Raw genomic sequence first — 12,782 nt, 5'->3', positions numbered from 1 at the left:
TTCATGAAACGTATTGCTGCTGTGGTTCTGGCCTGCGCCATGACGCTGCCCGTCTACGCCAAGGACCTCGTCACTGTCAACGGACAAGGCATCACCCAGGATCAGTTTGATCAATTCGTGGCCCTGCTCATCAGCCAGGGAGCCCAGGACTCGCCCCAATTGCGCGCCCAGGTCAAGCAGGAAATGATCAACCGCCTGGTAGCGGTCCAGGCCGCCGAAAAAGCCGGCCTGCAGAAGGATGCCGCCGTTCAGCAGGAAACACAGCTCGCCCAGCAGAGCATCCTGGTGCGCGCCCTGATGGCCAAGTACCTGAAGGACCATCCTGTTACCGATGCCGATCTGCAAAAGGAATACGACACCCTGAAGGCTCAGCAGGCTGACCGCAAGGAATACAAGCTGCGCCACATCCTGGTGAAGGACGAGGACCAGGCCAAGACCATCATCAAGGCGATCAAATCGAAGAAGACCACATTCGAAGCCGCCGCAAAGAAGGACTCCATCGACACCGGCAGCGGCAAGAACGGCGGCGAACTGGGCTGGGGCCCGGCCACCAACTATGTGCCGGAATTTGCCAAGGCTGTCGAAAGCATGAAGAAGGGTGAACTCAGCGCCGCACCGGTGAAGACACAGTTCGGCTGGCACGTGATCCAGGTCGAGGACGAGCGCGCCGTAGCCTTCCCGTCGTTTGACGAAGCCAAGTCCCAACTGCAGGAAATGATGCGCCAGCAGGCGCTGGCCGATTACCAGAAGGGCCTGATGAAGGACGCCAAGATCGTGGACAACACCCCACCGGCTGAAGCGGCGACTCCTGCGGTACCCGCCACACCTGCTGCACCGACGAAGAAGTAACTTGTTCGTACCCTAACGGGAAAGTCCAGGGCCGCGCAAATACAGCAACCGAGCCCCTGCAGCCCACTGTAAGAACGTGCAAATCGCCGGCCACATCAAAACCTTGGTGTGGCCGTCGACTTGCGAGGGATGAGGGTTGGGCTTAACACCCGAATCCGATCCTCTGGGGCGGGCACATTATCCAGCAAGTCGATCGCGGCCGACGCAATCTGGTCAAATGGAACGCGAACCGTTGTCAACGGGACAGGCAGACGACTAACGATAGGAATATCGTTGTAACCCACCAGCGAGATATCGCCAGGTACTGTGAGGCCGTGGCGACCGATCACAGACAGAGCGCCGATTGCCGAGTTGTCATTGACGGCGAATATCGCCGTCGGGCGCTGTTCTAGCGCTAACAGTATTTCGGCCGCTTCCGCCCCAGCATCGATACTGAAAGCCGATGGAATGACAAGATCCTCCGCAACATCAATCCCAGCTTCAGCCAGCGCATTACGATAACCCTGCTGACGACCACGGCTACTGGACGCATAGTCCGGCCCTGCAATCAGCCCTATCCTTCGGTGCCCGAGATCGAGCAGGTGTCGGGTCGCCAGATACCCACCTAGCACATCATCCCCCACTGCGGAGCGGCTTGTCCCATCGGTCCGCAGCGCCAGGACATAAGGGACCCCTCTAGCAGCCAACTCCTCAACCATCGAATCCCCTCTACGAGCCGTCGACAGGATCAAGCCATCAACACCTCTCTGAAGCAAAAGCTCTGCGGCCGCACGGTCGGCACGGGGCTCATCCTGGCTGGTTGCAACGATTGCTGTCCTCCCCGACTGAAGAGCACAACTGGCTAACGCCTCATACAACATCGCCATCACCGTGTCGGTCAAACGTGGAACTACCACCCCGAGCATCATGGTGTTGCCTCGTCTGAGGCTCGCTGCCGATATGTCTCGCACATATCCAAGGCGGGCAGCCACTTCACGCACACGCCGGGCTGCCTCACTGTCAGAGTGCGGCAGGCGCTCATCCAGGACACGGGACACCGTGGACTTGGATACCCCAGCTGCAGCGGCGACATCACGCACTGTAGTCTTTCCAGAACTCATTCTTGGCCCCTTTTCCAGGCACTCATATGGATTAGGACTTCACCCATGATGAAGCCTTTACAGACGGCGATACCTGGCAGCGAGCGTACCACCGATTCCGGACACACCCACAGACATCACTTTTTCGTTGACACCCAAAATTTTCACTTCTATTATGGGAACGTTCCCGTTAACGTTCCCAAAGGAGATTATACCTATGAATATCATGAACCTCAGGGGTCTGAACCCAGCGCCTGTCACCGCGTTCACTCGAGAGGGTGAGTTGGACCTGGAAGCGAATACTCGCATCGCAAAGTGGCTGGCTTCGCATGAAGGTGTAACCAGCCTCGTGATTCTTGGCCACGCCGGAGAAGGCACCTTCCTGACATCAGATGAACAGCTGACGCTCATCCGCACTTATGTTGATGCCGTCAATGGAAAGATTCCGGTAATCGCCGGCATCACAGGAGAGGGCACAAAGATTGCAGCACTCGAGGCTCGACATGCACGCGAAGCTGGAGCCACCGGCGCGCTGGTTTACCCCAACCACGGGTGGCTTCGCTTCGGGTTCCAAAAGGGGGCGCCTCAGGAACGCTATCGTGCGATCTATGAGGAATCCGGACTGCAATGCATTCTGTTCCAATACCCCGACGTGACCAAGGCGAGTTACGACTTGGACACGCAACTCGCAATTGCAGCGCAACCTGGTGTCGTCGCGACAAAGAACGGCGTAAGAAACATGAAGCGCTGGTACACGGAAATTCCGGCACTGAAGCAGGCGAACCCGCAGTTGCAGATCCTGAGTTGTCACGACGAATGGCTACTGCCCACAATGTTTGACGTCGACGGTCTGCTCGTGGGCTACGGTGGGATCGCACCCGAGCCGCTGCTTGAACTCATTAAGGCGGGCAAAGCCAAGGACTACTCAAAAGCAAGACAAATTTTCGACCGGCTCATGCCCGTTACTCGCGCCGTCTACCATCGCGGATCTCACATGGAGGGCACCGTTGCATTAAAGATCGGCCTGGTACACCGTGGCCTGCTTGAACACGCCACCGTTCGTCAGCCATTACAACCACTGGGCACTGCAGCGGAAAAAGAAATCTACGCCGCGTTCGAAGCAGCCGGACTCGGAAGGGTCTAACACGAGGATCAACATACGGAAATGCAAGGATCTGGGATACACCAGATGCTTGCATCTACAAGCAATCCACAAGAGCGGAGACAATGGACACCCAACCTTATCTGGCCGACCCCGGCACAAGAATGAACGGCACCCAAGCCGAGATCAGCGCTCGTATTGAACGACTGCCTATTACCCGGCGCGTATTCTGGAAACGAAACATCATTGGAGCAGCCACATTCTTCGATGGCTACACCGTCATCGCAATTGCCTATGCAATGCCTGTTCTTGTACGCGAGTGGGGCCTCAACCCTACCCAGACAGGCATGATTTTATCCATGGGTTACATAGGCCAGCTCATCGGCGCGATCCTCTTCGGCTGGTTAGCAGAAAAATTCGGCCGATTACATATCTTGCTATTCACAGTTCTGGTCTTCGTCTCGATGGATATCGCATGCCTTTTCGCCACTGGAGCTCTCATCATGATGATGCTTCGGTTCTTTCAAGGCATAGGTACTGGCGGAGAAGTCCCGGTGGCAAGTGCCTATATCAACGAATTCATCAGCTCCAAAGGCCGTGGCCGTTTTTTCCTGCTTTACGAAGTCATGTTTCTCTTTGGGCTGGTGGGTGCGGGCCTCATCGGCCGAGGCCTCGTTCCCACCTACGGATGGAAGGCCATGTTCATTGTCGGAATCGTCCCTGCCGTCCTTCTGCTGCCGCTGCGTTACTTCATGAAGGAAAGCCCTCGCTGGTTGGCATCAAAAGGGCGGTTTAAAGAAGCCGACGCCATCGTGACACAACTGGAACAAAGTGCGCGAAGAGAGGGACATACACTCAGTGAACCCGTTGCCAATAACATGTCAGCCGTTCGCACAGGCTCTGATTGGCGCGAGCTTTTCCAGGGAATCTATCGCCAACGCACACTGACAATCTGGGCCATGTGGTTTTGCTCGTATGTGGTTGCCAACGGTATGATCACCTGGTTGCCTACACTGTATCGGCAAACGTTCCACCTACCACTCGAAACAAGCCTTCTCTTTGGGCTGCTCACGTCCGCCGCTGGCGTCGTGGCATCACTTGTCTGCGCGCTGCTGATCGACAAAATCGGCAGGAAGCGCTGGTACATTGGTGCGTTCCTGCTGGCCCCAGTACCTCTGGTTGCCCTCAGTCTCCTGCATGCAGCATCGCCCATTCACGTTCTGATAGGAGCAGGTCTGGCCTACGCAATCGTCCAAACCATCACATTCTCTCTTTATCTGTACTCTGCGGAGATCTACCCTACCCGCTTGCGGACCATCGGCACAGGGATCGGAAGTGCCTGGCTACGTCTCGGCTCGTCAGTGGGTCCCCTCGTGGTCGGATTCACCATGACGTACTTCAATATCCAGGTCGTCTTCGGAGTCTTCGCTGTGATACTTATTGCAGGAGGGATAATGACCGCGCTGTTCGCCATTGAAACCAAAGGCCGCACTCTTGAAGAACTCTCACCCTGAACTCATAAAGTAAAGCGTCTGATAAGACAGAGTTCACCGCTATTTCTCAAGGAAGACCCAGCTATCACTAGACAAGACGAGCAAAGATAGGGTGTCAACCGACACCCAAAAGCGCCTTCAGGCCCGCTTCATCGATCACGGGCACGCCCAGTTCCTGGGCGCGGGCGAGCTTGCTGCCGGCGTCTTCCCCGGCTACCACCCAGGATGTCTTGCGGGACACCGAGCCGCTGACCTTGCCGCCTGCGGCCAGGACGAGCGCCGAGGCCTCGTCGCGCGACAGCGTGGGCAAGGTCCCCGTCAGGACCAGCGTCTTGCCGGCCAACGGCTTTTGCCCCGCCGGCTCAACCTCGGCCGAAGGCACCACGCCAGCCGCCTTCAGGGCCGCCAGAACCTCGCGGTTGTGCGGCTCGGCAAAGAACCGGAAAATCGATGTGGCCACCACGGGTCCCACGTCAGGAACCCGCAGAAAATCGTCTTCGGATGCCTCCAGCACGGCCTGCAGCGAACCAAAATGCCGGGCAACATCGCGCGCCGTGGTCTCCCCCACGTGGCGGATCCCCAGCGCATAGAGCAGGCGCGACAGCGTGGGACGCCGGCTGCGATCAATGGCAGCCACCAGATTCTGCGCCGACTTCCGGCCCATGCGATCGTAGGTGGACAACTCCAGTTCCGTGAGCCCGTAAAGATCCGCGAGGATATGCACACGGCCGCTATCCACGAGCTGGTCGATCAGTTTATCGCCCAAGCCATCGATATCCAGCGCCTTGCGGCTGGCCGCATGCCACAACGTCTGCTTACGCTGCGCCGGGCAGAACAACCCGCCCGTGCAACGGGTCACGGCCTCGCCCTCCGGACGCTCCACCGCCGAGCCACATTCTGGACAGACCGGGCAGGCTGCCAGCAGATCAAACGGCACGGCATCGGCCGGCCGCAACGCCAGCACCGGCCCGACAACCTCCGGGATCACGTCGCCCGCGCGCCGCACCACGACCGTGTCGCCGATCCGCACATCCTTGCGGCGAATCTCGTCCTCGTTGTGCAAGGTGGCATTGGTGACCGTCACCCCGCCGACAAAGACCGGCTGCAGGCGCGCCACCGGTGTGAGCGCGCCAGTGCGGCCAACCTGCACGTCGATCCCCAGCAGACGGGTGGTCTCTTCCTGGGCGGGAAATTTGTGGGCGATGGCAAACCGCGGCGCCCGCGCCACGAACCCCAGGACCTGTTGCGCCGCCAGCAGATTGACCTTGTAGACCACCCCATCGATATCGAAAGGCAGTCCGGCGCGCCGACTACCCACGGCCTCGTAAAACCGCAACAGCTCGTCCGCCCCGTGGCACACCGCACGGCCGGGACTCACCGCAAAGCCGAATCCTGCCAGCCAGTCCAGCATGCCCGCATGTGTCTCGTGCGGCACCCACTCCTGGCCCGAACCGTCCTGGATCTGTCCCCAGCCATAGGCATAGAAGCGCAGGGGACGGGCGGCAGTCACCCTGGGATCGAGTTGGCGCAGGCTGCCAGCGGCCGCATTGCGCGGATTGACGAAGCGTTTTTCGCCGTGCGCTGCCTGGACCGCATTCAGACGCTCAAAATCCGCGTGCGCCATCAGCACCTCGCCGCGCGCTTCCAGCACGGCGGGCACCGACCCACCGACCAGCCGCAGCGGCACCGAACGCAGGGTGCGAATGTTGGCGGTGATGTCCTCGCCGTCGGTCCCATCGCCCCGGGTCGCCGCCTGAACCAGCAACCCGTCTTCATAGCGCAGACTGACGGCCAGGCCATCGAACTTGTATTCCGCGACGTACTCGACGCCGGCCGATCCATCGCCGAACAGGGCTCCCTGCCCCGGGGCCGGACCGCTGGCGCGCGGCAGCAGGGCCGCCTGCAAAAGAATTCCCCGGATGCGTTCGTCGAAATCGCGAACGTCCTGCGCCTCGAATGCATTACCCAACGACAGCATGCGGACCACATGATGCACCGGCTGAAAACTGGCCAGTGGCGCGGCACCCACCCTCTGGGTCGGCGAGTCGGGCGTCACCCAGTCGGGGTGCGCAGACTCCAGCACCCGCAGTTCCGCCATCAATCGGTCATACTGCGCGTCGGAAACCTGCGGGTCGTCATCGACGTAATAGTGGCGGTTGTGCGCCTCGATCTCAGCCCGCAACGCCGCCAGCCGCTGGCGTTCCGGATCATCTATCATCAGGAGAACACCCGGGCAGCCCGTTCGGTTCCCGCCAAGAACCCAGCCTGGTCGAGCTGGTCATACAGCCCGCTGATCTGCCGGTCGATGCCGGCCGCGGAGCTGTCCTGGAAGGTACGCCCCTGGTCGTCGAGCACATGCGCATCCAGACGCGCGGCCAGGTCACGGGCGACGGCCACCATGCGGCTGAAGGCCTGATCATCCGGCAGACTGTTGGGCACATCCAGCACCAGATCCACCCGATGCAGCGGAGCCCCCTCGGGGCCACCGGCCTGGAGCACGAAACGCGGCATGCCGTTTTCGGCCATCCAGGCCCACTGGCCGCGCGCTTGCACGAAACCCACGTCCCGGGCCGCTTCCAGGATCCCGGCAATGGGACGTGGCGAGGCCAGCTGCAGCAGCAGGCCCACCTGCGCATCCATCGCGGCGCAGCGCGCATCCAGTTCCGCCGCCTGTTTCAGGACCGCATCCTGATCGGGGGCCTCGATCACGCCTTCGAAACGCTCTGCCAGATTCTGTGCCAGGGTCCACAGGTTGGACCATTCGATTGCCGTGAGAGGCCCGCTGCGATTGGCCAGCACCACGGCCAGTTGCAGCGACACATAGGATTCCCCCGCCTGCACCTCGGCGCGGTGCCCGCCGCCTTCGCGCTCTGCGAATACCCGGACGGGCTTTTTCCCGACCCGCGCGATGGTCCGCAGCGCGTCGGCCAGCGATTCGCCTGTCGCCGGGTGCGTCAGAGAAATGTCAATGACGGCCTCGCAGGCCGGGTCGACCTCCGGGCTATCGTCTGCCGCAGCGGCCGGCGTACGTTCCCCCGACCACAACCCCGGCTCGCGGCGCGGTCCTGCGACATCCTGCATCAGGACGTCGTGCTCCGCCTCGGGCAGGGTGCTGCGCATGTTGCGCCGCACCCGCCAGTCCTGCCAGCCGTTGTACAGCAGGACGATGGCAATCAGCACCACCCCAATCGAAATCAGCAAAATCTGCAAATTGCTCATAAGAAATCCTCTCCCCACCGGTCAAGCGTCTGCTGTTGCCAACTGCAGGGCAGCATCCATGTCGACGGCCACGATGCGCGACACGCCTTGCTCCTGCATCGTCACGCCAATCAGCTGGCGCGCAATCTGCATCGCAATTTTATTGTGGGAAATAAACAGGAACTGCGTCTGATCGCTCATACTCTTCACCAAGTTTGCGTAACGTTCCGTATTCGCATCATCCAGCGGCGCGTCCACTTCGTCCAGCAGACAGAAGGGCGCGGGGTTGAGCTTGAACAGCGCAAACACCAGCGCCGTCGCCGTGAGCGCCTTTTCCCCCCCGGACAGCAACTGTATGGTGCTGTTGCGCTTGCCGGGTGGCTGCGCCATCACCTGCACACCCGCATCCAGGATTTCGTCTCCGGTCATGGTCAGCCGGGCCTCGCCGCCGCCGAACAGCTGCGGGAAGAGATCGCCAAAATGCTGATTGACCGTCTCGAAGGTCTGCGACAGCAGCTCGCGGGTTTCGCGGTCTATCTTGCGGATCGCGTTTTCCAGCGTGTCGATCGCCGACATCAGATCCGCCCGTTGATCATCCAGGAAGCCCTTGCGCTCGCGCGCCGCCGACAGTTCATCCAGTGCGGCAAGATTGACGGCCCCCAGCGCTTCGACGCGCCGAGTCACGCGCTGCACCTCGGACTGCAGCCAGTCCAGGCGCTGCCAGGACTCGGGCTGCTCAGCCAAGTGGCGCTGCAAGGCGGCACGGTCCACCTGCCGGGCATCCAGCTGCTCGGCAAACTGCTCCACCGCCAACCGCGAGGCCTGCTCCTTCAACTGCAATTCGGTGATGCGCGCGCGCAACGGATCCAGGTCACGCTCCAGCGTCAAACGGCTTTCGTCGGTTTGACGCAGCACGGCGGCCAATTCGTCCTGAGTGGTCCGCGCGACGCGCAAGGCGTTCTCGCAGGCCAGCCGCGCCTCCAGCGCATCCTGCAGCCCGGCCTGGGCCGCCGTCTCGTCGAGCTCGAAGAGTTCGCCTTGCAAGGACTCCAGCTCGGCGCCCGAGCGGTGTGCCTGCTCGCCAGCAAGTTGCAGCGTTCGGTGCAGTTCCTCCAGGCGGCTGCGCAGCGCGCGCACCGCGTAACCCGCGTCCTGTGCGGCCCGCTCGCGATCGCGACCCTGCTGGCGCGCCTGCTCGGCATGCCGGGCGACATCCTCGATCTGCAGATCCAGGTCCGCCACCTGCTGTTGCTGGCCCGCCAGCGTCTCGTCGAGCGTCTCGAAACGCGCCTCGGCCTCGTCCCGACGCACGGACAGCGCTTCCTGCTGGGCCTGCAATTCCTCCAGATCCCGGGCAATGCGGCGTGACTGCTCGTCGGACTGCGCCAATTGCTGGGCCAGGCGATGATGCTGCAGCTCAGCCTCGTGCTGGGTCCGCATGAGTTCTCCGATCCGCTGGCGGGCCGGCTGGAGCTCGGCCGTCAGCGCTCGCACCTCGGCCTCTGCACGCGCGTGCGAATCCACCGCCTCGTCGACGATGAGCTGCGCCGCCTTCAACTCGCGGGACAGGTTTTCGATCTGCTGACGACGGGCCAGCAGACCGGCCTGCTCGGACTCGGCGGCATAGAAGCGCACGGAATGAGCCGTCACCAGGTGTCCGGCCGCGACCACCCAGGTCGCGCCGTCGGACAGCTCGGCGCGGCGCGACAGCGCTTCGGTCAGGTTGTCTGCCACATAGATGTCGCGCAGCCAAACCTGCAGGATGGATTGCAAGGCGGCGTCCCGGACCCGTACCCATTCCAGCAGGCGGCGCGCACCCGGCGGGCCCGGCGGCAGCGCCGCCGCCTGGGCGGGCGCCTGAAAAAAGGCCAGCCGAGCCGGCGGCGCGTCCTGAGCAAACGCGCGCACATGATCCAGCGTACGCAACCCCAAGGCATTCATGCGCTCGAGCAGCACCGCTTCCAGCGCCGTTTCCCACCCTGGATCTACCTCGAGCTGCTGCCACAGGCGGCCCAGGGCAGACAGACCCTGGCGCTCCAGCCACGGTACCAGCGCGTCCTCAGACTGAATCTTTTCCTGGAGCGCCAGCAGCGCCTGACGGCGGGCATCCAGCCGTTCCAGCTCGGCCCGGGCTGCCTGGCTGGCCTGCAATGCCTGTGCGCGGCGCGCCTCCAGCTCCGGCTGCCGGTCTTCCAGTTCCAGCAGCCGTGCCTGGGCCTCTTCCAGCCGGGCAGACGCCACAGCGCATTCGCTCTCCAGACGCTCCAGCTCGCCTGGGTCTGGTGCTCCCAGACCACGACGGTCGGCCTCCAGACGCTCACGGCGCTCATCCAGGCTGCGCCACTGGCCATCGGCATCCCGTTGGGATTGCGCGAGCAGGGCCAGGTCCTGTTCCGTGCGTGCCAACGTGCGCCGGCCCGCCTCGCGCTGTTCATTCAGATCGCGCAGGCTGGCATCCAGGGCCGGCAGCCCATCCTGCGACGCCCGCAGGTCTTCGGACAGTTGTTCCGCCCGCGCCCCGGCTTCCTCGATCTGTGCCTGGATGTCTTCGATCGACGCCTGGCTGCGTGTCTGCTGGTCGCCCCACTCCTGGATCTGGGCCTGCAACTGAAGGCGGCGCGCCTGCAGCCGCTGACGCGCATCCACGACGTGATGAATCTCGGCCTCCAGGCGGCTGACCTGGGCGCCAGCTTCGTAGAGGCGCCCCTGCGCCTGATGGACCTGTTCGCTGGCATCGAAGTGGCGGGCGCGATGCGCCTCCAGATCGGACTCCAGTGCACGCACCCTGGCAACGGCCGCCTCCAGTGCAGCCTGGGCCTGTTCAGTCTCCACGGCCAGGGTCTGACGGCTTTCCCGCGCGGCCTGCTCACGCAGCAGCCACAACGCATTCTGCTTGAGTTCGCCTTCAGCCTGCAGGGCACGATAGGTTGCAGCGACCTCGGCCTGAGACCCCAGCTTGTCCAGCTGGGCAGAGAGTTCGCGAAGAATGTCATCCAGGCGAACCAGGTTCTCGCGCGTGTCACTCAGTCGATTCTCGGTTTCACGGCGGCGCTCTTTATAGCGCGAGACACCGGCAGCTTCCTCAAGATAGACGCGCAGTTCTTCCGGCCGAGCCTCGATCAGGCGATTGATCATGCCCTGGCCGATGATGGCGTAGCCGCGCGTACCCAGGCCGGTTCCCAGAAAGATGTCATGCACATCGCGGCGGCGCACCGGCTGATTGTTGATGCTGTAGCTGCTCGCGCCATCGCGTGTCAGCACGCGCCGCACCGCGATTTCGGCAAAGGTCGCCCACTGGCCCGCCGCACGTCCCAGGCTGTTGTCGAAGACGAGTTCCACAGAGGCGCGCGCCGCTGCCTTGCGCTGGCCGGATCCGTTGAAGATCACGTCCTGCATGGAAGCCCCCCGCAGTTCCGAGGCCCGGGTCTCTCCGAGCACCCAACGCACGGCGTCGATGATGTTCGACTTCCCGCAGCCGTTGGGACCCACCACGCCGACCAATTCACTGGGCGTGGGAATCACGGTCGGATCCACGAAAGACTTGAATCCGGCAAGTTTGATCTGCGTGAGGCGCACGGTAAGTTAGTGTCTCGTTTGACCAGCGTATGATAACGCACCAGATTAGCGTCCCGACCTCCAAGTCAAGTATTTACCCTGCAGGGCCGAGGGCGGCAACCCGCTATACTGCAACTCTTTTTTACGGCTGCGTCACGACAATGCGGCCGAGTCGTCCAACTCCTCGAGGTTCGCGATTGAACAAGGGCTTTTTCATGGTCATGGCTGCGCAGGCATTGTCCTCCGTTGCGGACAATGCCCTGCTCATCGCGGCCATTGGGCTGATCGCCGACCTCAGCGGGCCGGACTGGATGGCCCCCATGATGAAGTGGTGGTTCGCGCTGGCCTATGTGGTGCTGGCCGCCTTCGTGGGCGCGTTCGCCGACTCCTTCCCCAAGGGCCGCGTCATGTTTGCCACCAACGCCCTGAAGACGCTGGGATGCCTGATGATGTTCAGCTACGGCGCGTTCGGCCTGGACCACCTGCACCAGCTCATGCTGATTTTCGTGGCCTATACCGTGGTGGGCGTAGGTGCGGCGGCATACTCACCGGCCAAATACGGCATCGTCACCGAGATGCTGCCGCCGGATCTGCTCGTCAAGGGCAACAGCTGGATCGAAGGTCTGACCGTGCTGTCAGTCATCGTGGGGACGGTGCTGGGCGGGTTGCTCATCAGCCCGCAGGTCTCAGCCTGGCTGATGTCCTTCAACTGGGTGGACACCCTCGCCAACAACAGCGCGCAAAGCGCCATTCTGGTCATCGGGCTGGTCTACATCGCAGCCGCCATCTGCAATCTGCTCATCCCCGACACCCATGCCTTCTACCCGCGCCAACAGACGCACCCGATCGCGCTGATCCATAATTTCCGGCGCTATGTGCATATTCTCTGGTCGGACAAGCTCGGGCAGATCTCACTGGCTGTCACCACCCTGTTCTGGGGAGCCGGCGCTACCCTGCAGTTCATCGTCATCGAATGGGGGGCTCAACAACTGGGGTACCGCCTGGACCAGGCCTCGATCCTGATGGGGGTGGCCGCCTTCGGAACCGTCATCGGGGCGGTCACGGCCGGACGTGTGCCGCTGCGCAGGGCGCTGGCCGTATTGCCTGTCGGCGTGGCCATGGGACTGGTGGTCCTGCTCATGCCGCTGGTTTACAACCCATGGGCCGTGTACGTGCTGCTGCTTCTGATCGGTGCACTGTCGGGGTTCTTCGTGGTGCCCATGAACGCGTTGCTTCAGCATCGCGGACACGTCCTGCTGTCGGCGGGCCACTCCATCGCCGTGCAGAACTTCAATGAGCAGCTCAACATCCTGCTGATGCTGGCCGCCTACAGCCTGATGCTCTGGCTGGGGCTCCCCATCAACGGCATCATTGCCCTCTTCGGCATCCTGGTAGCCTGCCTGATGCTCGCCTTCATGCGCTGGAACCGGCTGAATCACCTGGCCAACCCCGAACTGGGCAAGCTGATCGGCCAGACCAGTCACGGCACGGCACTGCGCTAACGAG

At 62.3% G+C, this 12,782-nt stretch carries 8 protein-coding genes and 1 pseudogene; 4 read left to right on the top strand and 5 right to left on the bottom strand.

Annotated elements, in window-relative coordinates:
- The first annotated feature begins 3 nt into the window (after positions 1 to 3).
- Positions 4 to 849: a peptidylprolyl isomerase gene (locus EPN31_RS03810; protein ID WP_291769740.1), complete on the top strand. Its 846-nt coding sequence runs from the start codon at positions 4 to 6 to the stop codon at positions 847 to 849.
- A 95-nt stretch (positions 850 to 944) separates the two neighbouring features.
- Here the strand turns inward: EPN31_RS03810 and EPN31_RS03805 are convergent, their stop codons facing one another.
- On the bottom strand, positions 945 to 1,757 hold the full coding sequence (locus EPN31_RS03805; protein ID WP_291769737.1) for a substrate-binding domain-containing protein: 813 nt from the start codon (positions 1,755 to 1,757) through the stop codon (positions 945 to 947).
- Between the two features lie 48 nt (positions 1,758 to 1,805).
- Positions 1,806 to 1,949, bottom strand: a pseudogene (locus tag EPN31_RS16675) (LacI family DNA-binding transcriptional regulator); the annotation flags it as partial.
- Between the two features lie 196 nt (positions 1,950 to 2,145).
- Between EPN31_RS16675 and EPN31_RS03800 the strand changes: the two are divergent.
- Together EPN31_RS03800 and EPN31_RS03795 are read left to right on the top strand one after the other, a co-directional pair.
- On the top strand, positions 2,146 to 3,072 hold the full coding sequence (locus EPN31_RS03800; RefSeq protein WP_291769734.1) for a dihydrodipicolinate synthase family protein: 927 nt from the start codon (positions 2,146 to 2,148) through the stop codon (positions 3,070 to 3,072).
- 83 nt (positions 3,073 to 3,155) lie between these two features.
- Entirely contained in the window at positions 3,156 to 4,544 is a 1,389-nt protein-coding gene (locus EPN31_RS03795; protein ID WP_291769731.1) for an MFS transporter, read from the top strand.
- Positions 4,545 to 4,638: 94 nt separating this feature from the next.
- Here EPN31_RS03795 and ligA read toward each other — a convergent pair whose 3' ends face one another.
- From ligA to smc, 3 genes are read right to left on the bottom strand one after another with little or no spacing between them, the layout of a single operon-like run.
- Complete coding sequence (gene ligA / locus EPN31_RS03790; RefSeq protein WP_291769728.1) at positions 4,639 to 6,741, bottom strand: NAD-dependent DNA ligase LigA; 2,103 nt, start codon at positions 6,739 to 6,741, stop codon at positions 4,639 to 4,641.
- A complete protein-coding gene (locus EPN31_RS03785) occupies positions 6,741 to 7,742 on the bottom strand; it encodes a cell division protein ZipA C-terminal FtsZ-binding domain-containing protein (RefSeq protein WP_291769725.1) in 1,002 nt (333 codons plus the stop codon). Before EPN31_RS03785 ends, ligA begins: the two co-directional genes overlap by 1 nt.
- Positions 7,743 to 7,763: 21 nt before the next feature.
- On the bottom strand, positions 7,764 to 11,297 hold the full coding sequence (gene smc / locus EPN31_RS03780) for a chromosome segregation protein SMC (RefSeq protein WP_291769722.1): 3,534 nt from the start codon (positions 11,295 to 11,297) through the stop codon (positions 7,764 to 7,766).
- A gap of 176 nt (positions 11,298 to 11,473) precedes the next feature.
- Between smc and lplT the strand changes: the two genes are divergently transcribed.
- Positions 11,474 to 12,778: a lysophospholipid transporter LplT gene (gene lplT, locus EPN31_RS03775; RefSeq protein WP_291769719.1), complete on the top strand. Its 1,305-nt coding sequence runs from the start codon at positions 11,474 to 11,476 to the stop codon at positions 12,776 to 12,778.
- Positions 12,779 to 12,782 lie beyond the last annotated feature (4 nt).

The sequence above is a fragment of the Castellaniella sp. genome, assembly GCF_004321985.1.
Lineage (GTDB): Bacteria > Pseudomonadota > Gammaproteobacteria > Burkholderiales > Burkholderiaceae_B > Castellaniella.
This window is presented reverse-complemented; position numbering and strand designations above follow the sequence as displayed.

Excerpts from the sequence above, each read along its gene's own strand:
- EPN31_RS03810 (WP_291769740.1), top strand. The coding sequence starts at position 4 with ATGAAACGTATTGCTGCTGTGGTTCTGGCCTGCGCCATGACGCTGCCC.
- EPN31_RS03805 (WP_291769737.1), bottom strand. The coding sequence starts at position 1,757 with ATGATGCTCGGGGTGGTAGTTCCACGTTTGACCGACACGGTGATGGCG.
- EPN31_RS03800 (WP_291769734.1), top strand. The coding sequence starts at position 2,146 with ATGAATATCATGAACCTCAGGGGTCTGAACCCAGCGCCTGTCACCGCG.
- EPN31_RS03795 (WP_291769731.1), top strand. The coding sequence starts at position 3,156 with ATGGACACCCAACCTTATCTGGCCGACCCCGGCACAAGAATGAACGGC.
- ligA (WP_291769728.1), bottom strand. The coding sequence starts at position 6,741 with ATGATAGATGATCCGGAACGCCAGCGGCTGGCGGCGTTGCGGGCTGAG.
- EPN31_RS03785 (WP_291769725.1), bottom strand. The coding sequence starts at position 7,742 with ATGAGCAATTTGCAGATTTTGCTGATTTCGATTGGGGTGGTGCTGATT.